The 26,764-nt window shown below is 65.6% G+C and carries 23 protein-coding genes and 1 tRNA gene; 19 read left to right on the forward strand and 5 right to left on the reverse strand.

All coding sequences use genetic code 11. From position 1 onward, the window contains the following. Nucleotides 1-18 precede the first annotated feature (18 nt). Together ACJASC_RS00865 and ACJASC_RS00870 are read right to left on the reverse strand one after the other, a co-directional pair. Nucleotides 19-675, reverse strand: coding sequence for a Fe2+-dependent dioxygenase (locus ACJASC_RS00865; RefSeq protein ID WP_021692262.1), 657 nt, complete (start codon nucleotides 673-675; stop codon nucleotides 19-21). Continuing rightward, on the reverse strand, nucleotides 675-1,520 hold the full coding sequence (locus ACJASC_RS00870; RefSeq protein WP_415142752.1) for a hypothetical protein: 846 nt from the start codon (nucleotides 1,518-1,520) through the stop codon (nucleotides 675-677). Before ACJASC_RS00870 ends, ACJASC_RS00865 begins: the two co-directional genes overlap by 1 nt. A 202-nt stretch (nucleotides 1,521-1,722) precedes the next feature. Here ACJASC_RS00870 and tuf (ACJASC_RS00875) point away from each other — a divergent pair, with 202 nt between their 5' ends. After that, nucleotides 1,723-2,898 (forward strand): elongation factor Tu, encoded by a 1,176-nt coding sequence (tuf, locus tag ACJASC_RS00875; RefSeq protein ID WP_415142754.1) that lies wholly within the window; start codon nucleotides 1,723-1,725, stop codon nucleotides 2,896-2,898. Between the two features lie 89 nt (nucleotides 2,899-2,987). Here tuf (ACJASC_RS00875) and ACJASC_RS00880 read toward each other — a convergent pair whose 3' ends face one another. Continuing rightward, entirely contained in the window at nucleotides 2,988-3,677 is a 690-nt protein-coding gene (locus tag ACJASC_RS00880) for a lysophospholipid acyltransferase family protein (protein ID WP_415142756.1), read from the reverse strand. A 151-nt stretch (nucleotides 3,678-3,828) separates the two neighbouring features. Here ACJASC_RS00880 and ACJASC_RS00885 point away from each other — a divergent pair. From ACJASC_RS00885 to rpoC, 10 genes are all read left to right on the forward strand, one after another. Further along, nucleotides 3,829-3,904 (forward strand) — tRNA-Trp (locus ACJASC_RS00885). 79 nt (nucleotides 3,905-3,983) lie between these two features. After that, nucleotides 3,984-4,184, forward strand: a complete 201-nt coding sequence (gene secE / locus ACJASC_RS00890) for a preprotein translocase subunit SecE (protein ID WP_045320283.1) — start codon at nucleotides 3,984-3,986, stop codon at nucleotides 4,182-4,184. A 173-nt stretch (nucleotides 4,185-4,357) separates the two neighbouring features. Next, entirely contained in the window at nucleotides 4,358-4,891 is a 534-nt protein-coding gene (nusG, locus tag ACJASC_RS00895) for a transcription termination/antitermination protein NusG (protein ID WP_017929995.1), read from the forward strand. 70 nt (nucleotides 4,892-4,961) lie between these two features. Next, nucleotides 4,962-6,200, forward strand: a complete 1,239-nt coding sequence (locus ACJASC_RS00900; RefSeq protein WP_415142758.1) for a glycosyltransferase family 4 protein — start codon at nucleotides 4,962-4,964, stop codon at nucleotides 6,198-6,200. A gap of 193 nt (nucleotides 6,201-6,393) precedes the next feature. Beyond that, entirely contained in the window at nucleotides 6,394-6,846 is a 453-nt protein-coding gene (gene rplK, locus ACJASC_RS00905) for a 50S ribosomal protein L11 (RefSeq protein WP_021695132.1), read from the forward strand. 4 nt (nucleotides 6,847-6,850) lie between these two features. After that, nucleotides 6,851-7,552 carry a 50S ribosomal protein L1 gene (rplA, locus tag ACJASC_RS00910; RefSeq protein ID WP_021695131.1) on the forward strand — a complete coding sequence of 234 codons (702 nt, stop codon included), beginning with the start codon at nucleotides 6,851-6,853 and terminating at the stop codon, nucleotides 7,550-7,552. A 256-nt stretch (nucleotides 7,553-7,808) separates the two neighbouring features. Next, entirely contained in the window at nucleotides 7,809-8,321 is a 513-nt protein-coding gene (rplJ, locus tag ACJASC_RS00915; protein ID WP_045320280.1) for a 50S ribosomal protein L10, read from the forward strand. Nucleotides 8,322-8,390: 69 nt separating this feature from the next. Then, nucleotides 8,391-8,765 (forward strand): 50S ribosomal protein L7/L12, encoded by a 375-nt coding sequence (gene rplL / locus ACJASC_RS00920; RefSeq protein WP_017930000.1) that lies wholly within the window; start codon nucleotides 8,391-8,393, stop codon nucleotides 8,763-8,765. A 244-nt stretch (nucleotides 8,766-9,009) separates the two neighbouring features. Further along, nucleotides 9,010-13,149 (forward strand): DNA-directed RNA polymerase subunit beta, encoded by a 4,140-nt coding sequence (gene rpoB, locus ACJASC_RS00925; RefSeq protein ID WP_415142761.1) that lies wholly within the window; start codon nucleotides 9,010-9,012, stop codon nucleotides 13,147-13,149. A 73-nt stretch (nucleotides 13,150-13,222) separates the two neighbouring features. Next, nucleotides 13,223-17,464 carry a DNA-directed RNA polymerase subunit beta' gene (gene rpoC, locus ACJASC_RS00930; protein ID WP_021695128.1) on the forward strand — a complete coding sequence of 1,414 codons (4,242 nt, stop codon included), beginning with the start codon at nucleotides 13,223-13,225 and terminating at the stop codon, nucleotides 17,462-17,464. Between the two features lie 182 nt (nucleotides 17,465-17,646). On the opposite strand, the gene ACJASC_RS00935 is transcribed toward rpoC, so the two are convergent. Together ACJASC_RS00935 and ACJASC_RS00940 are read right to left on the reverse strand one after the other, a co-directional pair. Then, nucleotides 17,647-18,645 (reverse strand): glycosyltransferase family 2 protein, encoded by a 999-nt coding sequence (locus tag ACJASC_RS00935; protein ID WP_415142764.1) that lies wholly within the window; start codon nucleotides 18,643-18,645, stop codon nucleotides 17,647-17,649. A 74-nt stretch (nucleotides 18,646-18,719) separates the two neighbouring features. Then, the gene (locus ACJASC_RS00940; RefSeq protein ID WP_415142766.1) at nucleotides 18,720-19,856 is read right to left on the reverse strand and encodes a TauD/TfdA family dioxygenase; all 1,137 of its coding nucleotides are present in this window, start codon (nucleotides 19,854-19,856) and stop codon (nucleotides 18,720-18,722) included. Between the two features lie 485 nt (nucleotides 19,857-20,341). Between ACJASC_RS00940 and rpsL the strand changes: the two genes are divergently transcribed. The 8 genes from rpsL (at nucleotide 20,342) to ACJASC_RS00980 (ending at nucleotide 26,750) form a co-directional block, all read left to right on the forward strand. Further along, nucleotides 20,342-20,713, forward strand: coding sequence for a 30S ribosomal protein S12 (gene rpsL, locus ACJASC_RS00945; RefSeq protein ID WP_017930005.1), 372 nt, complete (start codon nucleotides 20,342-20,344; stop codon nucleotides 20,711-20,713). 14 nt (nucleotides 20,714-20,727) lie between these two features. Beyond that, entirely contained in the window at nucleotides 20,728-21,198 is a 471-nt protein-coding gene (gene rpsG / locus ACJASC_RS00950) for a 30S ribosomal protein S7 (RefSeq protein ID WP_021695124.1), read from the forward strand. Nucleotides 21,199-21,216: 18 nt separating this feature from the next. After that, the gene (fusA, locus tag ACJASC_RS00955) at nucleotides 21,217-23,340 is read left to right on the forward strand and encodes an elongation factor G (RefSeq protein WP_415142769.1); all 2,124 of its coding nucleotides are present in this window, start codon (nucleotides 21,217-21,219) and stop codon (nucleotides 23,338-23,340) included. Between the two features lie 61 nt (nucleotides 23,341-23,401). Continuing rightward, entirely contained in the window at nucleotides 23,402-24,577 is a 1,176-nt protein-coding gene (tuf, locus tag ACJASC_RS00960) for an elongation factor Tu (protein ID WP_415142754.1), read from the forward strand. A gap of 131 nt (nucleotides 24,578-24,708) precedes the next feature. Further along, nucleotides 24,709-25,023 carry a 30S ribosomal protein S10 gene (gene rpsJ / locus ACJASC_RS00965; protein ID WP_021693211.1) on the forward strand — a complete coding sequence of 105 codons (315 nt, stop codon included), beginning with the start codon at nucleotides 24,709-24,711 and terminating at the stop codon, nucleotides 25,021-25,023. 11 nt (nucleotides 25,024-25,034) lie between these two features. After that, a complete protein-coding gene (gene rplC / locus ACJASC_RS00970) occupies nucleotides 25,035-25,850 on the forward strand; it encodes a 50S ribosomal protein L3 (protein WP_415142771.1) in 816 nt (271 codons plus the stop codon). Continuing rightward, a complete protein-coding gene (gene rplD, locus ACJASC_RS00975; RefSeq protein WP_021693209.1) occupies nucleotides 25,840-26,457 on the forward strand; it encodes a 50S ribosomal protein L4 in 618 nt (205 codons plus the stop codon). The genes rplC and rplD overlap by 11 nt, the downstream gene beginning before the upstream one ends. Next, complete coding sequence (locus tag ACJASC_RS00980) at nucleotides 26,454-26,750, forward strand: 50S ribosomal protein L23 (RefSeq protein ID WP_415142773.1); 297 nt, start codon at nucleotides 26,454-26,456, stop codon at nucleotides 26,748-26,750. The genes rplD and ACJASC_RS00980 overlap by 4 nt, the downstream gene beginning before the upstream one ends. Nucleotides 26,751-26,764 lie beyond the last annotated feature (14 nt).

Raw genomic sequence — 26,764 nt, forward strand, 5'->3', positions numbered from 1 at the left:
TTCGGGGCAGGCGGAGTTTCAGTCGGCCCACATCCTGAGAAGGTTCGAGCGGCTCTTGGCGAGCAGGTCGAACAGTTCGGACTTGCCCTCTCGGCCATGCACCTCACGCACCGCGCGTTCGAGATCGAACAGCATCTCGCGCCGGGCGGCCTCGCGCACCCGGCTCTGCACCCAGCCGACCACCGCCAGCCTCTCGCCGCGCGTCACCGGGGCGACCCGGTGCAGTGTCGTCGAGGGATAGAGCATCAGGCTGCCAGCGGGCAGCTTCACCGCGCGCGCCTCGAAGCCGTCTTCGATCACAAGCTCGCCGCCGTCGTAGCTTTCGGGGTCGGACAGGAACAGCGTGAAGGAAATGTCGGTGCGCAGCCCCTGCATCACCGCGTCATCGACATGCAGCCCATAGGTCTGCCCCTGACGATAGCGCGACAGGATCAGTGGCGTCATCGCGCGGGGGCGGGCGGCAAGGGTGAAGATCTCGTTGCCCTGCAGCGCCTTGGCGACCTTGGCCAGCACCGCATCGCGGGCGGGGGAAGGGGCGGCTTGATCGTTGGCCTTGACCTCGCGCGCATAGCGCCCGGCGCTGGCCTTGCCGTCGGAGAAGTCGAGCGTGTCGGCCGAGGCGCGCAGCGCCCCGGCCTCGGTCGCCGACAGCAGCCTGTCGATGGCGAGCAGCATCACTCGACCTGCAGCGCGGCCAATTCGGTACGGGCGGCCGCCGCGTAGAGCAGCGAGGCCTTGGCCTCGGCGCCCAAGGGGCCTTCGGGCACGAAGCCCGCGGCAAAGGCCGGGGCCGCGGCGTCAAGCGCATCGAGAACGGCGACCGCGGCCTCGGCATGCGCGGCGTCTTCGCTGCCGGCCAGATCCTCGGCGCGGGCACGGACCATCTCGGTGAAGCCCATCGCGTCTTGATACTCGTGCAGGTTCGAGATCTCGCCATCGACGATGCCGATCTCGTATTCCTCGGCGGCGATGCGCAGCACCTGCTCGAGGCTCCCGAAGGTCGCGCCGGGTTCGCTCACCATGGTGCGCGCGGCGGCGATGCGTTCGAGCAGCGCCTCGAAGGCGGCCTCGGCCTCCTCGACCGGCGCGCCGGATTTCACGGCATCGGCCAGCGCCGAAAGCTGGGCCGAGAAATCATCGGCGCCGCGCTCCTCGATCTGGGGCGCGAGGTCGGCATAGATCTCGTCCTCGGGGTGCTTCATGTGCGTGGCGGCAAGATCGGCATGGCCGTCGCGATAAAGCGTGATCCCGGCGCGCAGATGGCCCTCGATCAGCCCGAGATCGGTCAGATAGGCGACATCCATGTCCTCGACGGACATCTCGACTGCGCCGCCTTCGCCGCCCTCACCACCTTCTCCGCCTTCTCCCGCGGCGAGCCAAAGGGTCTCCGGGCCATGGCCGCCGAAGCTTGGCGTCTCGGCTTGCGCGCCGGACACGGCAAGGCCGCCGACGGTGCCTGCGAGGGCGAGGCTCGTCCAAAGCCGGGCCCGGGTCGGGCGGGGGGTGTCGTGTTGGGCCATGAAAGCCTCCAATGTTTATCCTAGTATTTTACTCGGTAATGCGATTTCAGTCAGGAGGTCAAGCGCATCTGCGTGGCGGTGCGGGCCGTCGTCGGCGGTTCGGCGAGGTGCCGCTTGATTTCCCTGTCGATTGCAAATACATCGCCCGCGATGTCGAACCGGGCCACACGGAGGCCCCCGAACACGCGAGGCGCCAGCGCAGATGGCAAAGGCTAAATTCGAACGCAACAAACCGCACGTGAACATCGGGACCATCGGTCACGTGGACCACGGCAAGACGACCCTGACCGCCGCGATCACCAAGTATTTCGGTGACTTCCGCGCCTACGACCAGATCGACGGCGCGCCCGAAGAGAAGGCCCGCGGCATCACCATCTCGACCGCGCACGTCGAGTACGAGACTGAGAGCCGTCACTACGCGCATGTCGACTGCCCCGGCCACGCCGACTACGTCAAGAACATGATCACCGGTGCCGCCCAGATGGACGGCGCGATCCTCGTGGTGAACGCCGCCGACGGCCCGATGCCGCAGACGCGCGAGCACATCCTGCTCGGCCGCCAGGTGGGCATCCCCTACATGGTCGTCTACATGAACAAGGTCGACCAGGTGGATGACGAGGAGCTCCTGGAGCTCGTCGAGATGGAAATCCGCGAGCTGCTGTCGTCCTACGACTACCCGGGCGACGACATCCCGATCATCAAGGGCTCGGCGCTCGCCGCCATGGAAGGCCGCGACGAGACGATCGGCGAGAACTCGATCCGCGAGCTGCTGAAGGCCGTGGACGAGTACATCCCGACCCCGGCCCGCGCCGTGGACCTGCCGTTCCTGATGCCGATCGAGGACGTGTTCTCGATCTCCGGCCGCGGCACGGTCGTGACCGGTCGCGTCGAGCGTGGCGTGATCAACGTCGGCGACGAGATCGAGATCGTCGGCATCCGCGACACCAAGAAGTCGACCTGCACCGGCGTCGAGATGTTCCGCAAGCTGCTCGACCGCGGTGAAGCGGGCGACAACGTCGGCATCCTGCTGCGCGGCATCGACCGCGAGGGCGTCGAGCGCGGCCAGGTGCTGTGCAAGCCCAAGTCGGTTCTGCCGCACACCAAGTTCGAGGCCGAGGCCTACATCCTCACCAAGGAAGAGGGCGGCCGCCACACCCCGTTCTTCGCGAACTACCGTCCGCAGTTCTACTTCCGCACCACCGACGTCACCGGCACGGTCGTCCTCCCCGAGGGCACCGAGATGGTGATGCCGGGCGACAACCTGAAGTTCAACGTCGAGCTGATCGCCCCCATCGCGATGGAAGACGGCCTGCGCTTCGCCATCCGTGAAGGCGGCCGCACCGTCGGCGCCGGCGTGGTGTCGAAAATCGTCGAGTAATGATGAAAACCCCGGGCGGCCTCGCCGTCCGGGTCCTTCGATGTGAAAGGGCCGCCCCCGGGGCGGCCCTTTTGCGTGAAGCGGGCGGCTCAGGGGCCGGGCGGCAGGCCGAGCAAGGCATCGGCCTCGGCGGTGGTCGCGTCGAGCCCGGCCTTCAGGGAAGCGCGCGCTGCCTCGCGCGCGGCCGCGTCCGCCCGGCGCGGCATCGTCTCCTCCCATGCGCGGAACACCACCGCGCCGCGCCCGCCCGGACGCGGCAGCAGCAGCTTGTCCCAGCTCTTCGCGCGCAACTGTTTTTCGGTGGAATAGGCATAGAAGAAAACCGGCGCACCGGTGATCCGTGCCCAGTCGAGCGGCGGGTCGTTGATCTCGCCCGCCGGGCCCAGAGGGCCGTCGGCGGTGATGCCGATGCTGGCACCCGCGCGCATCCGGTCCATCACCATCCGCGACATGGCGAGGTTCGACAGCCGCGCCGACATGGCGACCGGCGTGAGGCCGCGGCGGCGATGCGTGTCGCCGGCGATTCGCGCGATGGGGGAGGTGTCGTGCAGGCTCGACAGATCGGCGGCGTCGCGCGGCCAGTGGAACGGCCCCAGCATTAGCCGCGAGTGACGCAGCACCAACAGCACCGGCCCCCGGGCCAGCGCCGCACGCAGATCCTCCTCGCCCCGCACCTGCCAGTCGGTGCGGCGCTGGCACCGGGCCAGCCAGGCATGAGCCATGCCGCCGACGCCGCGGATCACGGCGGGGCTCTTGGCCAGTCTCTTGCCCAGTGACATGTGGCTCTCCTCCGGGGTGGGTCCGGTCGCGCGGGGCATCTTGCAAGCGGCTGGCGCGAGGGCAAGGGCAGGGGGCGCGAGATTGCCCTTCGATTGCGCCCAAGGAGCCCTTGATCCCGGCGTGGATTGCGACTAATCGGAGGGCGGTCCTAGGGGTATAGCTCAGTTGGTAGAGCATCGGTCTCCAAAACCGAGGGTCGTGGGTTCGAGTCCCCCTGCCCCTGCCAGGACCACCGCGGCGCGCCCGCTTGCAGATCGCGCGACGTCCCCGTATGTCCCGCATCGATCCCTCGAAAGGTGAAGATGATGGCCAGAACCAACCCCGTCCAGTTCGCGCAGCAGACCCGCGCCGAGATCGCCAAGGTGGTCTGGCCGACCCGTCGCGAAGTGCTGCTGACCACGGTGATGATCTTCATCCTCGCCGCCGTCGCAGCGCTGTTCTTCAGCCTCGTGGATCTCGGCATCCGCTCGGGGCTTCAGGCGGTGCTGGAGGGCCTCGCGGGCTGAGCCGGACCCGTGGGGCTTGATCTGCGCCGCGCCGGGCGCTACTGACCGGCGGACTTGGACAAACGGCGCGCGATGCGCGCCGCTTTGCCGTTTGAGCGGCCCCGCAACACGGGTCGGAGAAATTCAACGAGGCACCGGCGCTGCGCCGGTCGCGACGGAAGGTGTCGGGCAACATGGCGAAACGCTGGTATTCGGTTTCCGTGCTCTCGAACTTCGAGAAGAAGATCGCCGAGCAGATCAGGACCAAGGTCGCCGAGCAGCAGCTCGAAGACGTCATCGACGAAGTGCTGGTCCCCACGGAGGAAGTGATCGAGGTCCGCCGCGGCAAGAAGGTCTCGACCGAGCGCCGCTTCATGCCCGGCTACGTGCTCGTGCACATGGAGATGTCCGACAAGGGCTATCACCTCGTCACCTCGATCAACCGGGTCACCGGCTTTCTCGGCCCGCAAGGTCGGCCGATGCCGATGCGCGACGCCGAGGTCGAGGCGATCCTGGGCCGCGTTCAGGAGGGCGAGGAAAGCCCGCGCACCCTGATCCGCTTCGAGATCGGCGAGAAGGTCAAGGTCAAGGACGGCCCCTTCGAGGATTTCGACGGCATGGTCGAGGAGGTCGACGAAGACAACCAGCGCCTCAAGGTCACCGTTTCCATTTTCGGTCGTGCGACCCCAGTGGAACTCGAATTCACCCAAGTGGCGAAACAGGGCTGAGCCGACGCTTGACCGGCCCTGTCGCTGCGGCCACGCTGCCGGGGCCCTGACGCGCCCCGGAGCCTGCCCCATGAAGATCGTCCTCGTTTCCTCGAATGCCGGCACCGACATGGGCGGTGAGGCGATCAAGGCGCACCAGTATTTCGGATACTTGCTGCGGCAGGGCTTCGACGCGGTGCTGGTGACACATGCGCGGGGCCGGGACGGGCTCTTGCGCGACTTTCCTGCCGAGCGGTTGGTCTTCGTCGAAGATGACGCAGCGCAGCGGATGCTGTGGCGCAGCCGGATTGGCGGACCGCTGGTCTCGACCTGCTTTCATCTGCTGGCGGCCCGGCTGATCCGCGCTCGTTTCGATCCCGCCGAGACGCTCGTACATTACCTGTGTCCCGTCTCGCCGGTGGAGCCGCGGTTTCCGCCTCAAGGTTTCGAGACCTTGATGGGGCCTTTCACCGGCAACATCCATTATCCTTCGGCCTTTGCCGCCCGCGAGGCGCCGCGTCGCAGGCTCGGCGCGCGGCTGCACCGTTCGGCACAGCGGCTGATGTCGATGGTGGCCCCCGACAAGCGCCGCGCCTCCCATGTGCTCGTCTCAGGCTATGACCGCACGCGGGAATCACTGGGCTGGGCCGGGGTGCCGCAGTCGCGGATGACGGATGTGGTCGATTCGGGCGTGGCAGAGGCCATCGCGGCGCGGCCGCGTGCGACGCATCAAGGCCGGATCGAGACCTTTGCCTGTTCGGGGCGGCAGGTCGATCACAAAGGCACGGATCTGGCGATCCGCGCCATCGCAGTGAGCCATGAAGGCGCGCGGCTCATTGTCTATGGCGATGGACCGGCGCGGCCCGCCCTCGAAGCGCTGGTGCGCGATCTGGGCGTCGGGGGCCGAGTGCGATTCGCCGGATGGCTGCCGCATGGCGAGGTGCTCGACGGCATTGCCGCCGCGCGAGGCTACCTGTTTCCCTCATTGGCCGAAGCCAATGGCATCGTGATGCAGGAGGCGATGATGCTGGGCATTCCGGTGCTGGCGCTGCGCTGGGGCGGTCCGGCGATGCTGGCCGATGACGGATCGGCGATCTATGTCGAGCCGTCGAGCGAGACGGCAGTGGTCGAGGCGCTGGCGGCGGGCATGGACCGGCTGATCCGCGAGCCGCATGTGGCCGAGGCGCTGTCGCGTCGGGCCCGCGCCATCGCCGAGGCTCGATTCGGCTGGGACGCGGTGGCGGCATCCTGGGCCGCGCATTATCCCGGCGCCGCGCATCCGACGCGGGCCGAGGCCCGGCTTGGGCCGAACGCCGCCTGCCGGGCTTGACGGCACCCCCCGAGGGGTCTATGCGACGACCTTCCATTGCGCTGGCCCGTGGGCCGGACCCTTGGTGGCGACCGGATCGGAGACGATTCGCGCCGCATGCGGGAGGCAAGAGGGGCGCGCCCCTCGATCCGCACCGCGCCAACCGATGGCCGCCCGGACGCGTCCGAGCGGTGTTGCGATAAGGAGAGGCCCGATGGCCAAGAAAGTGATGGGGCAGCTGAAGCTCCAGGTGAAGGCAGGCGAAGCCAACCCGTCCCCGCCGGTGGGCCCGGCGCTGGGTCAGCGCGGCATCAACATCATGGAGTTCTGCAAGGCCTTCAATGCGAAGACCGCGGATCTGGAAAAGGGCGCTCCGTGCCCGACCGTGATCACCTACTATCAAGACAAGTCCTTCACGATGGAGATCAAGTCGCCGCCGGCGTCGTTCTTCCTCAAGAAGGCGGCCGGTCTCAAGCCCGTCGGCAAGCGCAACCGCCCCAAGGGCGCCGTGCAGCCCGGCAAGGAGACCGCCGGCACCGTGACGCTCGCGCAGGTGCGCGAGATCGCCGAAGCGAAGATGAAGGACCTCAACGCCACGAGCGTCGAGGGTGCGATGCAGACCGTCCTTGGCTCCGCCAAGTCGATGGGTATCGAGGTGAAAGGCTAAGATCATGGCAAAACTCGGTAAACGCACCCGCGCCGCCCGCGAGGCATTCTCGGGCAAGGAGAACGTCCAGCTCTCCGAGGCCGTCTCGCTGATCAAGTCCAACGCCAACGCGAAGTTCGACGAGACCGTCGAGATCGCGATGAACCTCGGCGTCGATCCGCGCCACGCCGACCAGATGGTCCGTGGCTCGGTCACCCTGCCCAACGGCACCGGCAAGACCGTGCGCGTCGCCGTCTTCGCCCGTGGCGAGAAGGCGGAAGAGGCCAAGAAGGCCGGGGCCGACATCGTCGGTGCCGAGGACCTGATGGAGACCGTGCAGTCCGGCAAGATCGAGTTCGACCGTTGCATCGCGACGCCGGACATGATGCCGATCGTCGGCCGCCTCGGCAAGATTCTCGGCCCGCGCAACCTGATGCCGAACCCCAAGATCGGCACCGTCACCATGGACGTGACCGAAGCCGTGAACGCGGCCAAGGGCGGCCAAGTGCAGTTCCGTGTCGAAAAAGCGGGCGTGATCCATGCCGGCGTCGGCAAGGCCTCGTTCGACGAAGCCAAGCTCGAAGAGAACATCCGCGCTTTCGTGGATGCCGTCTCCAAAGCGAAGCCCGCAGGCGCCAAGGGCACCTACCTTAAGAAAGTGGCGCTGTCCTCGACCATGGGCCCCGGCGTCACCGTCGATCTGGCCTCGGCCACCGGCACGGCCTAAGAGATTTCCTCCCGACCTCGGTCGGGGGCGAATGGCGGGGCGTTCGCGCCCCGTCCTGTCCGAGACGGAGGGCAGGGGGGGGACCCCCGCTAAGGCCTTCCCGAGATGGGAAACGAGACTTTGGATTTCCGTTCGGAAGCGCGAGCTTTCCTTCGGGCGATCATGGCCTCGGGACCCTGAAGCGGACCCGAACGGCCCCCGGACCATCAGGGGGTCAGACAGAGCCGGGGGGAAACCCCCAAACTTGGAGTAAACCGTGGATAGAGCCCAGAAAGAGAAAGTGGTCGAGGAACTCGGCCAGATCTTTGAAAGCTCTGGCGTCGTGGTGGTTGCCCACTACGAAGGCATGACGGTTGCCCAGATGCAGGACCTGCGCGCGAAAATGCGTGAAGCGGGCGGGTCCGTGCGTGTTGCCAAGAACAAGCTCGCCAAGATCGCCCTTGAGGGAAAGCCCTGCGCAAGCATCGCCAACCACCTCACGGGCATGACCGTTCTCTCCTATTCCGAAGACCCCGTGGCAGCTGCCAAGGTGGTCGACGCCTATGCGAAGACCAACGACAAGCTGGTCATCCTCGGCGGTGCGATGGGAGATTCGGCTCTGGACGTCGCCGGTGTGAAAGCCGTGGCCCAGATGCCGTCGCGTGAGGAGCTCATCGCTTCGATCGTCGGCTGCATCGGTGCCCCGGCCAGCAACATCGCCGGTGCCATTGGCGCGCCCGCAAGCAACATCGCAAGCATTCTCTCGACCATCGAAGAGAAGGCTGCCTAAGGCATCCCGTACCCCTCGGGGGCTTGAAAGCCCTCGCGTTGGAACACAATTGAACGAACGGAAGATAAAATGGCTGATCTGAAGAAACTCGCCGAAGAGATCGTTGGTCTGACCCTCCTCGAGGCGCAGGAACTGAAAACCATCCTCAAGGACGAGTATGGCATCGAGCCCGCCGCCGGCGGCGCCGTGATGATGGCTGGCCCGGCAGGCGATGCCGGCGCTGCCGAAGAAGAGAAGACCGAGTTCGACGTCGTCCTGAAGGATGCCGGCGCTCAGAAGATTAACGTGATCAAAGAAGTCCGCGGCATCACCGGCCTCGGCCTGAAAGAAGCCAAGGACCTCGTCGAGGCCGGCGGCAAGGTCAAGGAAGGCGCTCCGAAGGCGGAAGCCGAAGAGATCAAGGCGAAGCTGGAAGCAGCTGGCGCCAAGGTCGAGCTGGCCTGATTTCGGCGGGCGCGCCACGCGCGCCACGCCCCATGCATTGGCTGGATCCGCGGTTTCGCGGGTCCAGCCGAACCCGTCTTGGAAGGGGGCCGCGTGCGGCCCCCGTCTCGGGCAGGTTCCCATGGTCGGGAGGTCTTCGGTGGGACGAAGGCCGTGAATTGACCGGAACTCCCCTCTCGCAAGGACCCCGTGGCCTTCCCCGCCGGCCCGGTGATCCGCAGAGACCTGAAAGGTGACGACACCCATGGCTCAGTCCTTCCTCGGCCAGAAGCGTTTGCGCAAATATTACGGCAAGATCCGCGAAGTGCTGGAGATGCCGAACCTCATTGAGGTGCAGAAATCCTCCTACGACCTGTTCCTGAAATCGGGTGACCAGCCCACGCCGACCGACGGCGAAGGCATCAAGGGCGTGTTCCAGTCGGTCTTCCCGATCAAGGACTTCAACGAGACGGCGACGCTCGAATTCGTGAAATACGAGCTTGAGAAGCCGAAATATGACGTCGAGGAATGCCAAGCCCGCGACATGACCTACAGCGCGCCGCTCAAGGTGACGCTGCGCCTGATCGTGTTTGATGTCGATGAGGACACCGGCGCCAAATCCGTCAAGGACATCAAGGAGCAGGACGTCTTCATGGGCGACATGCCCCTGATGACCCAGAACGGCACCTTCATCGTCAACGGGACCGAGCGGGTGATCGTGTCCCAGATGCACCGTTCGCCGGGCGTGTTCTTCGACCATGACAAGGGCAAGACCCACTCTTCAGGCAAGCTTCTCTTCGCCTGCCGGATCATCCCCTATCGCGGCTCCTGGCTCGACTTCGAATTCGACGCCAAGGATCTCGTCTTCGCGCGGATCGACCGTCGCCGGAAGTTGCCCGTCACCACACTCCTCTACGCCCTTGGTCTCGACCAGGAGCGGATCATGGACGCCTATTACAACACGGTCGATTATAGCTTCGACAAGAAGGCACAGGCCTGGGTCACGAAGTTCTTCCCCGAACGGGTGCGCGGCACCCGTCCGAGCTATGACCTCGTGGACGCCGCCACCGGCGAAGTGATCGCCAAGGCCGGTGAGAAGGTGACCCCGCGCGCCGTCAAGCAGCTGATCGACGAGGGCAAGGTCACCGACCTTCTCGTGCCGTTCAACAACATCCTCGGCAAGTTCGTCGCGCGCGACATCATCGACGAGGACACCGGCGCGATCTATGTCGAGGCCGGCGACGAGTTGACCATCGAGACCGACAAGAACGGCGAAGTCACCGGCGGCTCCCTCAAGGAGCTGATGGATGCGGGCTTTACCGAGATCCCGGTGCTCGACATCGACAACGTCAATGTCGGTCCCTACATCCGCAACACGGTCGCCGCCGACAACAAGGCGTGGAACCGTGAGACGGCGCTCATGGAAATCTACAAGGTCATGCGCCCCGGCGAGCCGCCGACCGTCGATGCCGCCTCTGCGCTGTTCGACACGCTGTTCTTCGACAGCGAACGTTACGACCTGTCGGCCGTGGGCCGCGTGAAGATGAACATGCGCCTTAACCTCGACGCCGAGGACACGCAGCGCACGTTGCGCCACGAGGACATCATCGCCTGCATCAAGGCGCTGGTGGAGTTGCGCGACGGCAAGGGCGAGATCGACGACATCGACCACCTCGGCAACCGCCGGGTGCGTTCGGTCGGCGAGCTGATGGAGAACCAGTACCGCGTCGGCCTCTTGCGCATGGAGCGCGCGATCAAGGAGCGGATGTCCTCGGTCGAGATCGACACGGTGATGCCGCAGGACCTGATCAACGCCAAGCCCGCCGCAGCCGCGGTGCGCGAATTCTTCGGCTCGTCGCAGCTGTCGCAGTTCATGGACCAGACCAACCCGCTGTCGGAAGTGACGCACAAGCGTCGTCTCTCGGCGCTCGGGCCGGGCGGTCTGACGCGCGAGCGCGCCGGCTTCGAGGTGCGCGACGTGCACCCGACGCATTATGGCCGGATGTGCCCGATCGAGACGCCGGAAGGCCCGAACATCGGTCTGATCAACTCGCTCGCCACCTTCGCGCGGGTGAACAAGTACGGCTTCATCGAGACCCCCTACCGCAAGGTGGTGGACGGGCAGGTGACCGACGAGGTGAACTACCTCTCGGCCACCGAGGAAATGCGTCACACCGTGGCGCAGGCCAACGCCTCCCTCGACGAGAACGGCAAGTTCACCAATGACCTCGTGAACACCCGCCAGTCGGGCGACTACATGCTGGCGCCCTCGGAAAGCGTCGATCTGATCGACGTCTCCCCGAAGCAGCTCGTCTCGGTCGCGGCCTCGCTGATCCCGTTCCTCGAGAACGACGACGCCAACCGCGCTCTGATGGGCTCGAACATGCAGCGTCAGGCCGTGCCGCTCCTGCAGGCCGAGGCGCCGCTCGTCGGCACCGGCATCGAGGAGGTCGTGGCCCGCGATTCCGGCGCCGCGATCATGGCGCGCCGTGGCGGCATCATCGACCAGGTCGATGCGACCCGGATCGTGATCCGCGCCACCGAGGATCTCGAGCTCGGCGATGCCGGGGTCGACATCTACCGGATGCGCAAGTTCCAGCGCTCGAACCAGAACACCTGCATCAACCAGCGTCCGCTAGTGAAGGTGGGTGACCGGGTCCAGAAGGGCGAGGTCGTCGCCGACGGCCCGTCGACCGACATGGGCGAGCTGGCGCTCGGCAAGAACGTGGTCGTCGCGTTCATGCCGTGGAACGGCTACAACTACGAGGACTCGATCCTGATCTCCGAGCGCATCGTGCGCGACGACGTCTTCACCTCGATCCACATCGAGGAATTCGAGGTCGCGGCCCGCGACACCAAGCTCGGGCCGGAAGAGATCACCCGCGACATCCCCAACGTCGGCGAGGAGGCCCTGCGCAACCTCGACGAGGCGGGCATCGTCTATATCGGCGCCGAAGTGGGGCCGGGCGACATCCTCGTGGGCAAGATCACTCCGAAGGGCGAGTCTCCGATGACCCCCGAGGAGAAGCTGCTTCGCGCCATCTTCGGCGAGAAGGCCTCGGACGTGCGCGACACCTCGCTGCGGCTGCCCCCGGGCGACTACGGTACCATCGTCGAGGTCCGGGTGTTCAACCGCCACGGCGTCGAGAAGGACGAGCGCGCGCTGCAGATCGAGCGCGAGGAAGTTGACCGTCTGGCACGTGACCGCGACGACGAGCTGGCGATCCTCGACCGCAACATCTATGCGCGTCTCAAGGACCTGATCACCGGCAAGACCGCCGTAAAGGGCCCGCGCGGCGTCAAGGCCGGCGCGATCATCGACGACGAACTGCTGGGCACGCTGTCGCGCGGCCAGTGGTGGCAGCTCGCCCTCGAGGACGAGGACGACGCCACCATCGTCGAGGCGCTCAACGAGCAGTACGAGATCCAGAAGCGCACGCTCGACGCGCGGTTCGAGGACAAGGTCGAGAAGGTGCGTCGCGGCGACGACCTGCCGCCGGGCGTGATGAAGATGGTCAAGGTCTTCGTCGCGGTGAAGCGCAAGCTTCAGCCGGGCGACAAGATGGCCGGCCGTCACGGCAACAAGGGCGTCATCTCCCGCGTCGTGCCGATGGAGGACATGCCGTTCCTCGCCGATGGCACGCCGGTCGACTTCTGTCTCAACCCGCTGGGCGTGCCGTCGCGCATGAACGTCGGTCAGATCCTCGAGACCCACATGGGCTGGGCCGCGCGCGGCCTCGGCATCCAGGTCGACGAGGCGCTGCAGGAGTATCGTCGCTCGGGTGATCTTACCCCGGTGCGCGAGGCGCTGCGCATCGCCTATGGCGACGATGTCTACGAAGAGGGCATCGAAGGCATGGACGAGGACCGCGTCACCGAGATCGCGGCCAACGTGCAGCGCGGCGTTCCGATCGCCACCCCGGTGTTCGACGGCGCCAAGGAGAACGACGTCAACGACTCGCTGCGTCGCGCGGGCTTCGACACTTCGGGCCAGTCGGACCTGTTCGACGGCCGCACCGGCGAGAAGTTCTCGCGTAAGGTGACGGTGGGCGTGAAGTACCTCCTGAAGCTGCACCACCTCGTGGACGACAAGATCCACGCGCGTTCGACCGGGCCGTACAGCCTCGTCACCCAGCAGCCGCTGGGCGGCAAGGCGCAGTTCGGTGGCCAGCGCTTCGGCGAAATGGAGGTCTGGGCGCTGGAAGCCTACGGCGCCGCCTACACGCTGCAGGAAATGCTGACCGTGAAGTCGGACGACGTGGCGGGCCGGACCAAGGTCTACGAGAGCATCGTCAAGGGCGAGGACAACTTCGAGGCCGGCGTGCCGGAATCGTTCAACGTCCTCGTGAAGGAAGTCCGGGGCCTCGGCCTCAACATGGAACTCCTGGACGCGGAGGACGAGTAACGGCGTCCCGCCGCGCGCCCCCAACGGGGTGCGCGGCACGCCGTCGCCCTCTGCCTAGATTCAAGGATTTGAAATGAACCAGGAACTCACGAACAACCCGTTCAATCCGCTGACCCCGGCCAAGACCTTCGACGAGATCAAGGTGAGCCTCGCGTCCCCGGAAAGGATCCTCTCGTGGTCCTTCGGCGAGATCAAGAAGCCCGAAACCATCAACTACCGCACGTTCAAGCCCGAGCGTGACGGCCTGTTCTGCGCGCGCATCTTCGGTCCGATCAAGGACTACGAATGCCTGTGCGGCAAGTACAAGCGCATGAAGTATCGCGGCGTCGTCTGCGAGAAATGCGGCGTCGAGGTGACCCTGCAGAAAGTCCGCCGCGAGCGCATGGGCCATATCGAACTGGCCGCGCCCGTCGCCCACATCTGGTTCCTGAAGTCGCTTCCCTCGCGGATCGGCCTCATGCTGGACATGACGCTCCGCGATCTCGAGCGTATTCTCTACTTCGAGAACTACGTCGTCATCGAGCCGGGTCTCACCGACCTCACCTACGGCCAGCTGATGAGCGAGGAGCAGTTTCTCGACGCGCAGGACCAGTACGGCGCCGACGCGTTCTCGGCCAATATCGGCGCCGAGGCGATCCGCGAGATGCTGGCCCAGATCGACCTCGAGGGCGAGGCCGAGCAGCTGCGCGCCGACCTCAAGGAGGCGACCGGCGAGCTCAAGCCCAAGAAGATCATCAAGCGTCTGAAGATCGTCGAGAGCTTCATCGAGAGCGGCAACCGTCCCGAGTGGATGGTCCTGACCGTGATCCCGGTGATCCCGCCCGAGCTGCGCCCGCTGGTGCCGCTCGACGGCGGTCGCTTCGCGACCTCGGACCTCAACGACCTGTATCGCCGGGTGATCAACCGCAACAACCGTCTCAAGCGGCTCATCGAGCTGCGCGCGCCCGACATCATCGTGCGCAACGAGAAGCGGATGCTGCAGGAATCGGTCGACGCCCTGTTCGACAACGGCCGCCGCGGCCGCGTCATCACCGGCGCCAACAAGCGTCCGCTGAAGTCGCTGTCGGACATGCTCAAGGGCAAGCAGGGCCGTTTCCGCCAGAACCTTTTGGGCAAGCGAGTCGACTTCTCGGGCCGTTCGGTCATCGTGACCGGCCCCGAGCTCAAGCTGCACCAGTGCGGCCTGCCCAAGAAGATGGCGCTCGAGCTGTTCAAGCCGTTCATCTACTCGCGGCTGGAGGCCAAGGGCCTTTCCTCGACCGTGAAGCAGGCCAAGAAGCTGGTCGAGAAGGAGCGTCCCGAGGTCTGGGACATCCTCGACGAGGTGATCCGCGAGCATCCCGTCATGCTCAACCGCGCCCCGACGCTGCACCGCCTCGGCATTCAGGCCTTCGAGCCGATCCTGATCGAAGGCAAGGCGATCCAGCTGCACCCGCTCGTCTGTTCGGCCTTCAACGCCGACTTCGACGGCGACCAGATGGCCGTTCACGTGCCGCTTTCGCTCGAGGCCCAGCTCGAAGCGCGCGTGCTGATGATGTCGACCAACAACGTGCTGTCGCCTGCCAACGGCGCGCCGATCATCGTGCCGTCGCAGGACATGGTTCTCGGCCTCTACTACACGACCATCATGCGCGAAGGCATGAAGGGCGAGGGCATGTCGTTCAACTCGATCGACGAGGTCGAGCACGCGCTCAACGCCGGTGAAGTGCACATGCACGCCAAGATCATCGCGCGGATCAAGCAGATCGACGACGAGGGCAACGAGGTCGTCAAGCGGTTCGAGACCACCCCGGGCCGCCTGCGCTTGGGCGGTTTGCTGCCGCTCAACGCCAAGGCGCCGTTCGAGCTTCTGAACCGTCTGCTGCGCAAGAAGGAGGTCCAGCAGGTCATCGACACCGTCTACCGCTATTGTGGTCAGAAGGAGTCGGTCATCTTCTGCGACCAGATCATGTCCGTGGGCTTCAAGGAGGCCTTCAAGGCGGGCATCTCCTTCGGCAAGGACGACATGGTCATCCCCGACACCAAGTGGACGCTGGTCGACGAGACCCGCGACCAGGTCAAGGATTTCGAGCAGCAGTACATGGACGGCCTGATCACTCAGGGCGAGAAGTACAACAAGGTCGTGGACGCCTGGTCGAAGTGCAACGACAAAGTCACCGAAGCGATGATGACCACGATCTCGGCCAACAAGCGCGACGAGAACGGCGCCGAGGCCGAGCCGAACTCGGTCTACATGATGGCCCATTCGGGTGCGCGTGGCTCGGTCACCCAGATGAAGCAGCTGGGCGGGATGCGCGGCCTGATGGCCAAGCCCTCAGGCGAGATCATCGAGACGCCGATCATCTCGAACTTCAAGGAAGGCCTGACCGTGCTCGAGTACTTCAACTCGACCCACGGCGCGCGGAAGGGTCTGTCGGATACGGCTCTGAAGACCGCGAACTCGGGCTACCTGACGCGTCGTCTCGTCGACGTGGCGCAGGACTGCATCGTGCGCGAGCACGACTGCGGCACCGAACGGGCGATCACCGCGGAAGCGGCGGTCAATGACGGCGAGGTGGTCTCGCCGCTGTCCGAGCGCGTTCTGGGCCGGGTCTCGGCCGACGACGTGCTGCGTCCGGGCACCGACGAGGTGCTGGTGGCGGCGGGAGAGCTCATCGACGAGCGTCGCGCCGACATCATCGAGCAGGCGGCGGTGCAGAAGATGCGCATCCGCAGCCCGCTCACCTGCGAGGCCGAGGACGGCGTCTGTGCTGCGTGCTACGGGCGTGATCTCGCGCGCGGCACCATGGTGAACCAAGGCGAGGCCGTGGGCATCATCGCGGCACAGTCGATCGGCGAGCCGGGTACCCAGCTGACGATGCGGACCTTCCACATCGGCGGCGTGGCCCAAGGTGGCCAGCAGTCGTTCCTCGAGGCGAGCCAGTCGGGCAAGGTCGAGTTCCGCAACGCCAACCTTCTCGAAAACGCGGCAGGCGACCAGATCGTCATGGGCCGCAACATGGTCATCGCGATCATGGGCGAGGACGGCGAGGAGCGCGCGAGCCACAAGATCGGCTACGGCACCAAGGTCTTCCTCAAGGAAGGCGCGGATGTCACGCGCGGCGAAAAGATGTTCGAGTGGGACCCCTACACCCTGCCGATCATCGCCGAGAAGGCCGGTATGGTCCGCTTCGTCGACCTGGTGAACGGCATCGCCGTGCGCGAGGACACCGACGACGCGACCGGCATGACCCAGCGGATCGTCACGGATTGGCGTTCGGTGCCCAAGGGCAACGAGCTCAAGCCCGAGATCATCGTGGTGGGCGAGGATGGCGAACCGGTCCGCACCGACAGCGGCAACCCGGTAACCTATCCGATGTCGGTGGACGCGATCCTGTCGGTCGAGGACGGCCAGCAGATCCAGGCCGGCGACGTCGTGGCGCGGATCCCGCGCGAGGGCGCCAAGACCAAGGACATCACCGGGGGTCTTCCCCGCGTGGCGGAACTGTTCGAGGCCCGTCGTCCCAAGGATCACGCGATCATCGCGGAAATCGATGGCTATGTGCGCTTTGGCAAGGACTACAAGAACAAGCGCCGCATCGCGATCGAGCCCACCGAAGAGGGCCGCGACAAGGTCGAGTACATGGTGCCCAAGGGCAAGCATATCCCGGTGCAGGAAGGCGACTTCGTGCAGAAGGGTGACTACATCATGGACGGCAACCCCGCGCCGCATGACATCCTCGCCATCATGGGCGTCGAGGCCCTTGCCGATTACATGATCGACGAGGTTCAGGACGTCTATCGACTGCAGGGCGTGAAGATCAACGACAAGCACATCGAGGTGATCGTTCGCCAGATGCTGCAGAAGATCGAGATCTCTGACTCGGGCGAGAGCACGCTTCTCAAGGGCGAGCATGTCGACAAGGCGGAGTTCGACGAGGCCAACGAGAAGGCCATCTCCAAGGGCGGGCGTCCCGCGCAGGGCAGCCCCGTGTTGCTCGGCATCACCAAGGCGTCGCTGCAGACCCGCAGCTTCATCTCGGCGGCGTCGTTCCAGGAAACCACCCGCGTGCTTACCGAGGCTTCGGTTCAGGGCAAGCGCGACAAGCTGGTGGGCCTCAAGGAGAACGTCATCGTCGGCCGCCTGATCCCGGCGGGCACCGGTGGCGCCACCACCCGCGTGCGCAAGGTCGCCCACGACCGCGACCACTCGGTGATCGAGCAGAAGCGCGAGGCGGCCGAGCAGGCCGCGGCGCTGGCCGCTCCGGCCGAGGCGCCGATGTCGGACGATCAGTTCGACACGATCGCCGCGCGCGACGAGGACAGCCGCGACTGATCCGTCGCGCTTCGCTGTGAAATCCTAAAAGGGGCCCCCGGATGACCGGGGGCCCCTTCTCCGTTCGGGGCGGACGCAATGGCCTTCGTCCGATGTCGGCCATGGTATGGAGTTGGACGATCACATTCCCCGACAGCCGGACCTGTGGTCGAGGGGCGACCACCCTCGACACCTCTTGGGTCTCAGCGCGCGGCTTCGGCGGCTTCGATTTCGGCGTGCCAGCGCGGATCGTCCTGCGGATCGCGCCCTCCATGTGCGCAGAGCCGCGCCACCAGATCGGCGCAGCACAGGTGATGCAGCCGCGCTGCGCCAGGCAGGGCCATCGCTTCGGCATGTACTCGGTCGAAGGCCTTGGCATGGGCCAGTGCCGCAAGGTCGCGCTGCCCGTTGCGGTCGCGCGTCTCGAAGAATTTCTGGGTGTAGCGATCCTTGGCGGCGGTGGCCGAGAGTGTGCCGCGCTTGGCGTCGAACTGCTCGACCGAGCGCAGCACGTAATGGTTCATTTGCGCATAGCGGTGGGTGATCTGCGAGACATCGGTGAAACGCACCGGATGCGGGCCGGTCAGCAGCTCCTCGATGATCCGGCCTTCGCTGTCGACGATGCGGTTGCGACCGCGATCCCATGTGCCGTCGAACTCCCAAGGCATGTGGTCCGACCAGCGCCCGAACCGCCGCGGCGTGCGGAACAGGGTTTTGACCATCACGTTGGCGGGGCGCTCGGAGGCACCGCGCCTGCGGAACTGGCGATGCACGAGGCCCGGCTGGTAACGGGTCCAGCCGCCGGTGCCGAAACATTGCCAATGGAAGGCGACGCCGAGAAAGTCACGCCCCATATCGTCGATATAGGAGGCGATGCCCCCATCGCCCCGGTGCAGCACGAGGAACTCGTCGACGTCGCAGATCAGCAACCAGTCGGCCCGTGCCGTGGCGGGGTGGCGCTGCGCGTGGCGATGCGCGGACTGCTTGGGCGGTGTGCCCGCCGGGGGGCGGTGTTCGAACCATTGCAGCCAGCCCGCCTTGGCAAAGGTCTCGAGCAGGGCGGCGGAGCGGTCGGTGCAATCGTTGATCCCGATGAGGATATCGAACCCCATCATCCGGTACCACGAGATCCATTCGACCAGAAACGCGCCTTCGTTGCGCATGCCGGCAAAGACGAGAAAGCGTTCGGAGCGGTCGGCCATGGGGTGGATGATGCACGGATGGCCGCCGCCGTCCATCCCGGGTGGAAGGGCACGCGCGGCGCCCTTCCAAAGTCTCAGGCGGCCTCGGCCCGATCGGCGGCGCGCGCCAGCACCCGCATCCTGCTGTCGAACTCGCCTCGGTCCACGTAGCAGCCGCGCAGGTGGCGAAATCCCGTGGACGGATCGAAGGCGGCGCGGCCATGCAGAACCCGGCGATTGTCGAACACCACCATCTCCCCGGCCTTGAGCTTGAGCGTCACGAGATAGGCGGGATCGCGGGTCATCTGCATCAGTCGACGATAGGCAGCGTAGTAGTCGGGCATGATCGCCGGATCGATGTCGAGGATGTCGGCGAGATGCGCGTTGAAGCAGATCTCATCGACCCGGCCATCCAATCTGCGCCGGATCACCGTCTTGCGCGCCCGGATGTCGGTTTCGGCATCGTGGAAGCGGAACGGGATGTCGACGCTGGCCAGAAGTTCGAACGCTGTTGGGTCCGCGCGCGCGAGATCCTCGGCCACGGCGACGCCGTCGCAGAAGACCGAGCCGCCGCCCTCGGCTTCGTTGGCGAGGCAATGCAGGAACTGCCAGCCCGGCGGCAGTTCCTGATTGGTAAGGTCGGTGTGCAGCGGCAGGGCGTCGGAGGTGTAGGCGAGGTTGTTCGGATCGGGCTTCGAGACGACCTCGAAGGTCCGCCCGAAATTGGTCTCGCGCAGGAAGCCGATGCGGCGCGCGACCGCGCAGCCTGCCTCGACGTCGTCATCGAGCCCTTCGATGATCGACAGGCCATAGGCCTTGCCGCGGCACAGCCAATCCGCCAGCGCCGCGTCGTCCTGCAGCACCTCGGCGGCGCGAGCGCGCGGCACGCCGCCCGCGCCCAGTTCGCCGCGCCACGCTACGGTTTCGACCCCGGCCGGGTCGGGACGCGGCGCGCCGGGGCGATTCTCGCGCAGCCAGCAAAGGTCGAACCGGCTTGCCGCGTCATCGCCCGGCCAGTCGACCACGAGGATCGCGCCCTCGACCCGCACCGCCCGTGGCGCGAGGTCCAGCGGCACCGAGGTCAGGTCGAAGACCCGTTCGCCGGTGCGCGGGTGAAACCCGGCGGGATCCGTGTCGCGCAGCCAGATATAGGGAAAGGCGTGGCTTTCGCCATCGGCCCAAACGAGTCGAAGTTGCCGCGCCTCGAGGCGCGGGCATGCCATATCGGTCATGGTGATGTCTCCGTGATGTCAGGAAAATCGGGAAAGGGGCGCGACCTCACCGGGCGGTGGCCACCAGTCATAGGCCTTCGCGTGCGGATGGCCCGGGCGTCTTCCCAGAACGACACTCATCTGCGGCGCGGCCTTTCCCTCGGTCCTGCGAAACGGTAACTGGGCCATGCCTATCACGGCGCGAGGGGGATGTCAGTCCGCCTGCCGGCCAGGGTGGTTCCCCGTGCAGTTGACACCCTGTGCGACTCCCCCTATACGGCCACCACTTGGGCAGGGGGCAGTCCGCTTTCCGCCCTGATATCAGAGCTGAAGTGGTCACGATCCGGGCCTGGTGCCCCGATCCTCTGGAGACCCACCGCATCGTGTCCGGAAGAGGGGCGCGTTCGCGGGTTTTTGTGCTTTACGGACGCGTGAAGTGCGAGGAATCGAAATCGGCGGGCCGTCCGGTCCGTGACACAAGTGCAGGAAACGGGGAAAGACGCCCAATGCCAACGATCCAGCAGCTGATCCGCAAACCGCGGCAGCCGAAAGTCACCAAGTCCAAGTCGCAGCACCTCGAGTCCTGCCCGCAAAAGCGTGGCGTGTGTACCCGGGTGTATACCACGACCCCGAAGAAGCCGAACTCGGCCATGCGGAAAGTCGCCAAGGTGCGTCTGACCAACGGCTTCGAAGTCATCAGCTACATTCCGGGCGAAAGCCACAACCTTCAGGAGCACTCGGTGGTCCTGATCCGTGGCGGCCGGGTAAAAGACCTTCCGGGCGTCCGCTACCACATCCTCCGCGGCGTGCTTGACACCCAAGGGGTCAAGAACCGCAAGCAGCGCCGCTCGAAGTACGGCGCGAAGCGTCCGAAGTAAGGAGAGAGAGCGCCATGTCGCGTCGTCACGCCGCCGAGAAACGTGAGATTCTGCCCGATGCCAAGTTCGGCGACCGGGTCGTCACGAAGTTCATGAACAACCTGATGATCGACGGCAAGAAAGCCGTTGCCGAACGGATCGTCTACAACGCCTTCGAGCGGGTCGAGACCCGCCTGAAGAAAGAGCCGGTGGAAGTGTTCCACGAGGCGCTCGACAACATCAAGCCGTCGGTCGAGGTGCGTTCGCGCCGCGTCGGTGGTGCGACCTACCAGGTCCCCGTCGAGGTCCGCCCCGAGCGCCGCGAAGCGCTGGCGATCCGTTGGCTCATCGACGCCAGCGCCAAGCGCAACGAGAACACCATGGAAGAGCGCCTGGCCGGCGAGCTGCTCGACGCAGTGAACGGCCGTGGCACCGCGGTGAAGAAGCGCGAAGACACGCACAAGATGGCCGACGCCAACAAGGCGTTCAGCCACTACCGCTGGTAAGCGGGAAGGAGTCCAGACATGGCACGCGACTATCAGCTGCAGCGCTATCGCAACTTCGGCATCATGGCCCACATCGATGCCGGCAAGACCACCACGACCGAGCGGATCCTCTTCTACACCGGCAAGTCCCACAAGATCGGCGAAGTCCATGACGGCGCCGCGACCATGGACTGGATGGAGCAGGAGCAGGAGCGGGGGATCACGATCACTTCCGCCGCCACCACCACCTTCTGGCAACGTCAGGAAGACCCGACCGCCGAGGGCACTTCGGACACGAAGTACCGCTTCAACATCATCGACACTCCCGGCCACGTGGACTTCACCATTGAAGTCGAGCGTTCGCTGGCGGTGCTCGACGGTGCGATCTGCCTTCTCGACGCCAACGCCGGTGTCGAGCCGCAGACCGAGACCGTCTGGCGTCAAGCCGACCGCTACAAGGTCCCGCGGATCGTCTTCGTCAACAAGATGGACAAGATCGGCGCCGACTTCTTCAACTGCGTGAAGATGATCAAGGACCGCACCGGGGCGACCCCGGTTCCGATCGCCCTGCCGATCGGTGCCGAGGACAACCTCGAGGGCATCATCGACCTGATCAAGATGGAAGAGTGGGTCTGGAAGGGTGAAGATCTGGGCGCGTCCTGGGTCCGTCAGCCGATCCGTGCCGAGCTTCAGGACGTCGCCGACGAATGGCGCGCCACGCTGATCGAGAACGCCGTCGAGCAGGACGATGCTGCGATGGAAGACTATCTCGAAGGCAAGGAGCCCGACGAGCCGACCCTGCGCAGCCTGATCCGCAAGGGCACGCTGTCGCTGTCCTTCGTGCCGGTGGCCGCTGGCTCCGCGTTCAAGAACAAGGGCGTGCAGCCCCTGCTGAACGCCGTCATCGACTTCTTGCCCTCGCCGCTCGACGTGCCCGCCTATATGGGCTTCTCGCCGGACGACGAGACCGAAGAGCGCAACATCGCGCGTCATGCCGACGACAGCGAACCCTTCTCGGGCCTCGCGTTCAAGATCATGAACGACCCCTTCGTCGGCTCGCTGACCTTCACCCGCGTCTATTCGGGCGTGGTGAAGAAGGGCGATACCATGATGAATTCGACCAAGGGCAAGCGCGAGCGCGTCGGTCGGATGATGATGATGCACGCCATCAACCGCGAAGAGATCGAAGAAGCGTTCGCGGGCGACATCATCGCGCTCGCCGGCCTCAAGGAAACGACCACTGGCGACACCCTGTGTGATCCCCAGAAGCAGGTCGTTCTCGAGACCATGACCTTTCCCGATCCGGTCATCGAGATCGCCGTCGAGCCCAAGACCAAGGCCGACCAGGAGAAGATGTCCGCCGGTCTGCAGCGGCTCGCCGCCGAGGATCCGTCCTTCCGCGTCGAAACCGACCTCGAGTCGGGCCAGACGATCATGAAGGGCATGGGCGAACTTCACCTCGACATCCTGGTCGACCGCCTCAAGCGGGAGTTCAAGGTCGAAGCGAACATCGGCGCGCCGCAGGTAGCCTACCGCGAGACCATCGGTCATGCCGTGGAGCATACCTACACCCACAAGAAGCAGTCGGGTGGTTCGGGCCAGTTCGCCGAGGTGAAGCTCAACATCCTGCCGACCGAGCCGGGCGAAGGCTACTCCTTCGACAGCAAGATCGTCGGCGGCGCGGTGCCCAAGGAATACGTTCCGGGCGTCGAAAAGGGCATCAAGTCGGTGATGGACTCCGGTCCGCTGGCGGGCTTCCCGGTGATCGACTTCAAGGTCGAACTGCTGGACGGCAAGTTCCACGACGTCGACTCCTCGGTTCTCGCCTTCGAGATCGCCTCGCGCATGTGCATGCGTGAAGGCCTCCGCAAGGCCGGCGCCAAGCTGCTCGAGCCGATGATGAAGGTCGAGGTGCTGACGCCCGAGGAGTACACCGGTGGTGTCATCGGCGACCTGACTTCGCGTCGGGGGCAGGTGCAGGGTCAGGACACGCGCGGCAACGCCAACGTGATCACCGCCTTCGTGCCGCTGGCCAACATGTTCGGCTACATCAACACGCTGCGGTCCATGACCTCCGGTCGCGCCCAGTTCTCGATGCAGTTCGACCATTACGAGCCGGTGCCGCAGAACATCTCGGACGAGATCCAGAAGAAATACGCGTGACGGTCGGCGGGGCCCCCGGGGCCCCGCCATCACGACGCCAGACAATTTGAAGGAGCCTATCATGGCGAAGGCAAAGTTCGAACGCAACAAACCGCACGTGAACATCGGGACCATCGGTCACGTGGACCACGGCAAGACGACCCTGACCGCCGCGATCACCAAGTATTTCGGTGACTTCCGCGCCTATGACCAGATCGACGGCGCGCCCGAAGAGAAGGCCCGCGGCATCACCATCTCGACCGCGCACGTGGAGTACGAGACCGAGAGCCGTCACTACGCGCATGTCGACTGCCCCGGCCACGCCGACTACGTCAAGAACATGATCACTGGTGCCGCCCAGATGGACGGCGCGATCCTCGTGGTGAACGCCGCCGACGGCCCGATGCCGCAGACGCGCGAGCACATCCTGCTCGGCCGCCAGGTGGGCATCCCCTACATGGTCGTCTACATGAACAAGGTCGACCAGGTGGATGACGAGGAGCTCCTGGAGCTCGTCGAGATGGAAATCCGCGAGCTGCTGTCGTCCTACGACTACCCGGGCGACGACATCCCGATCATCAAGGGCTCGGCGCTCGCCGCCATGGAAGGCCGCGACGAGACGATCGGCGAGAACTCGATCCGCGAGCTGCTGAAGGCCGTGGACGAGTACATCCCGACCCCGGCCCGCGCCGTGGACCTGCCGTTCCTGATGCCGATCGAGGACGTGTTCTCGATCTCCGGCCGCGGCACGGTCGTGACCGGTCGCGTCGAGCGTGGCGTGATCAACGTCGGCGACGAGATCGAGATCGTCGGCATCCGCGACACCAAGAAGTCGACCTGCACCGGCGTCGAGATGTTCCGCAAGCTGCTCGACCGCGGTGAAGCGGGCGACAACGTCGGCATCCTGCTGCGCGGCATCGACCGCGAGGGCGTCGAGCGCGGCCAGGTGCTGTGCAAGCCCAAGTCGGTTCTGCCGCACACCAAGTTCGAGGCCGAGGCCTACATCCTCACCAAGGAAGAGGGCGGCCGCCACACCCCGTTCTTCGCGAACTACCGTCCGCAGTTCTACTTCCGCACCACCGACGTCACCGGCACGGTCGTCCTCCCCGAGGGCACCGAGATGGTGATGCCGGGCGACAACCTGAAGTTCAACGTCGAGCTGATCGCCCCCATCGCGATGGAAGACGGCCTGCGCTTCGCCATCCGTGAAGGCGGCCGCACCGTCGGCGCCGGCGTGGTGTCGAAAATCGTCGAGTAACGACGCCCCCAGTGGACGTCGCCGCGGGGCGGGTGTAATGCCCGCCCCGCACCACTTTTCCGACGGGTTCGACGTGGACCGGCAATACCGCCCGGCCGACCTCTCAACCCGAACCCTTGAAGGGGACTAACATGGCCGCCCAAAGCCAGAATATCCGCATCCGGCTCAAGGCTTTCGATTATCGCGTGCTGGATGCCAGCACCGCCGAGATCGTCAGCACCGCCAAGCGCACCGGCGCCTCGGTCCGCGGACCGATCCCGCTGCCGAACAAGATCGAGAAGTTCACGGTGCTTCGTGGACCGCACATCGACAAGAAATCCCGTGACCAGTTCGAGATCCGCACCCACAAGCGGCTGCTCGACATCGTCGATCCGACCCCGCAGACCGTGGACGCGCTGATGAAGCTCGACCTGGCCGCCGGCGTCGACGTCGAAATCAAGGTCTGAGGGGGGTGACGATGTTGCGTTCCGGAATCATCGCCAAGAAGGTGGGCATGACCCGTCTTTTCCTCGAGGACGGCAAGCAGGTCCCCGTGACCGTGCTCCAGCTCGACAACCTGCAGGTCGTGGCGCAGCGCACGGTCGAGCGTGACGGCTACACCGCCGTCCAGCTCGGTGCCGGCACCGCCAAGGCCAAGCGCACCAGCGCGCCGATGCGCGGCCACTTCGCCGCCGCCAAGGTCGAGCCCAAGCGCAAGGTCGCCGAGTTCCGCGTTGCCCCCGAGAACATGATCGAAGTGGGCGAGGAAATCATCGCCGCGCACTACTTTGAAGGTCAGTTCGTCGACGTATCGGGCGTCTCCATCGGCAAAGGCTTTGCCGGTGCGATGAAGCGCCACAACTTCGGCGGTCTGCGCGCGTCCCACGGCGTGTCCGTGTCGCACCGTTCGCACGGTTCGACCGGCCAGTGTCAGGACCCGGGCAAGGTGTTCAAGGGTAAGAAGATGGCCGGTCACATGGGCGCCGCCCGCGTGACCACCCAGAACCTGCAGGTCATCAAGACCGACGCCGACCGTGGTTTGATCATGGTCAAGGGCGCCGTGCCGGGTGGCAAGGGCGGCTGGGTCACGGTCAAGGACGCCGTGAAGAAGCCGACCGGCGAGAACGTCGTGTTCCCCGCCGGCCTGCGTAGCCATGCCGAAGAAGCCAAGCGTCTCGCCGACGAGGCAGCCGCCGAGGCCCACGCCGCCGAGGAAGCCGCCGCAAAGGCAGCCGCCGAGGCCGAGCAGGCCGCGATCGACACCGCTGAGAAGGGTGAGAACAATGAAGGCTGATGCGATCAAGCTGGACGGCGCCTCCGCGGGTTCCGTCGATCTCGACGACGCGATCTTCGGTCTCGAACCGCGCGCCGACATCCTGCACCGCGTCGTGCGCTGGCAGCGCGCGCGGACCCAGCAGGGCACGCACTCGACGCTGGGCCGCTCCGAGGTCAGCTACTCGACCAAGAAGATCTACCGCCAGAAGGGCACCGGTGGCGCACGCCACGGCTCCAAGGGCGCCCCGATCTTCCGTCACGGTGGCACCTACAAGGGCCCGACGCCCCGCAGCCACGAGCACGAGCTGACCAAGAAGTTCCGCAAGCTCGGTCTCAAGCACGCCCTCTCGGCGAAGCAGAAGGCTGGCGAGCTGGTGGTTCTCGACAGCATCGAGACCGAGGGCAAGACTTCGGTGCTCGCCAAGCAGGTCGCGAATCTCGGCTGGAAGCGGGCGCTGGTCATCGACGCCGCGGCGATCAACGAGGGCTTCGCCCAGGCCGCGCGCAACATCGCCAACCTGGACGTGCTCCCCTCGATGGGTGCCAACGTCTACGACATCCTGCGCAGTGACACGCTCGTGCTCACCAAGGCGGCTGTCGAAGCTCTGGAGGCTCGTCTGAAATGAGCGCGAAACCCGAACATTACGACGTGATCCGCAAGCCGATCATCACCGAGAAGGCGACCCTGGCTTCCGAAGCCAATGCGGTGGTCTTCGAGGTGGCGATCGACGCCAATAAGCCGCAGATCAAGGAAGCCGTCGAGGCGCTGTTCTCGGTCAAGGTGAAGGCGGTCAACACCGTCGTCACCAAGGGCAAGGTCAAGCGGTTCCGCGGCACGCTGGGCACCCGCAAGGACGTCAAGAAGGCCTATGTGACGCTCGAAGAGGGCAACAGCATTGACGTCTCGACCGGTCTCTAATAGGTGACCCCATC

This window comes from Limimaricola cinnabarinus, assembly GCF_047631075.1.
In the GTDB taxonomy this organism is placed as follows: Bacteria; Pseudomonadota; Alphaproteobacteria; order Rhodobacterales; family Rhodobacteraceae; genus Limimaricola; species Limimaricola cinnabarinus.

What these genes read in the sequence shown, in the direction of transcription:
- rplD (WP_021693209.1), top strand. Translation starts at nt 25,840, where the DNA reads ATGAAGGCTGATGCGATCAAGCTGGACGGCGCCTCCGCGGGTTCCGTC.
- rpsL (WP_017930005.1), top strand. Translation starts at nt 20,342, where the DNA reads ATGCCAACGATCCAGCAGCTGATCCGCAAACCGCGGCAGCCGAAAGTC.
- tuf (WP_415142754.1), top strand. Translation starts at nt 23,402, where the DNA reads ATGGCGAAGGCAAAGTTCGAACGCAACAAACCGCACGTGAACATCGGG.
- ACJASC_RS00865 (WP_021692262.1), bottom strand. Translation starts at nt 675, where the DNA reads ATGCTGCTCGCCATCGACAGGCTGCTGTCGGCGACCGAGGCCGGGGCG.
- tuf (WP_415142754.1), top strand. Translation starts at nt 1,723, where the DNA reads ATGGCAAAGGCTAAATTCGAACGCAACAAACCGCACGTGAACATCGGG.
- ACJASC_RS00900 (WP_415142758.1), top strand. Translation starts at nt 4,962, where the DNA reads ATGAAGATCGTCCTCGTTTCCTCGAATGCCGGCACCGACATGGGCGGT.
- nusG (WP_017929995.1), top strand. Translation starts at nt 4,358, where the DNA reads ATGGCGAAACGCTGGTATTCGGTTTCCGTGCTCTCGAACTTCGAGAAG.
- rpsJ (WP_021693211.1), top strand. Translation starts at nt 24,709, where the DNA reads ATGGCCGCCCAAAGCCAGAATATCCGCATCCGGCTCAAGGCTTTCGAT.
- rpoB (WP_415142761.1), top strand. Translation starts at nt 9,010, where the DNA reads ATGGCTCAGTCCTTCCTCGGCCAGAAGCGTTTGCGCAAATATTACGGC.
- secE (WP_045320283.1), top strand. Translation starts at nt 3,984, where the DNA reads ATGGCCAGAACCAACCCCGTCCAGTTCGCGCAGCAGACCCGCGCCGAG.
- ACJASC_RS00935 (WP_415142764.1), bottom strand. Translation starts at nt 18,645, where the DNA reads ATGGCCGACCGCTCCGAACGCTTTCTCGTCTTTGCCGGCATGCGCAAC.
- ACJASC_RS00980 (WP_415142773.1), top strand. Translation starts at nt 26,454, where the DNA reads ATGAGCGCGAAACCCGAACATTACGACGTGATCCGCAAGCCGATCATC.
- rplK (WP_021695132.1), top strand. Translation starts at nt 6,394, where the DNA reads ATGGCCAAGAAAGTGATGGGGCAGCTGAAGCTCCAGGTGAAGGCAGGC.
- ACJASC_RS00940 (WP_415142766.1), bottom strand. Translation starts at nt 19,856, where the DNA reads ATGACCGATATGGCATGCCCGCGCCTCGAGGCGCGGCAACTTCGACTC.
- rplC (WP_415142771.1), top strand. Translation starts at nt 25,035, where the DNA reads ATGTTGCGTTCCGGAATCATCGCCAAGAAGGTGGGCATGACCCGTCTT.
- rpsG (WP_021695124.1), top strand. Translation starts at nt 20,728, where the DNA reads ATGTCGCGTCGTCACGCCGCCGAGAAACGTGAGATTCTGCCCGATGCC.
- rplA (WP_021695131.1), top strand. Translation starts at nt 6,851, where the DNA reads ATGGCAAAACTCGGTAAACGCACCCGCGCCGCCCGCGAGGCATTCTCG.
- ACJASC_RS00880 (WP_415142756.1), bottom strand. Translation starts at nt 3,677, where the DNA reads ATGTCACTGGGCAAGAGACTGGCCAAGAGCCCCGCCGTGATCCGCGGC.
- ACJASC_RS00870 (WP_415142752.1), bottom strand. Translation starts at nt 1,520, where the DNA reads ATGGCCCAACACGACACCCCCCGCCCGACCCGGGCCCGGCTTTGGACG.
- rpoC (WP_021695128.1), top strand. Translation starts at nt 13,223, where the DNA reads ATGAACCAGGAACTCACGAACAACCCGTTCAATCCGCTGACCCCGGCC.
- fusA (WP_415142769.1), top strand. Translation starts at nt 21,217, where the DNA reads ATGGCACGCGACTATCAGCTGCAGCGCTATCGCAACTTCGGCATCATG.
- rplL (WP_017930000.1), top strand. Translation starts at nt 8,391, where the DNA reads ATGGCTGATCTGAAGAAACTCGCCGAAGAGATCGTTGGTCTGACCCTC.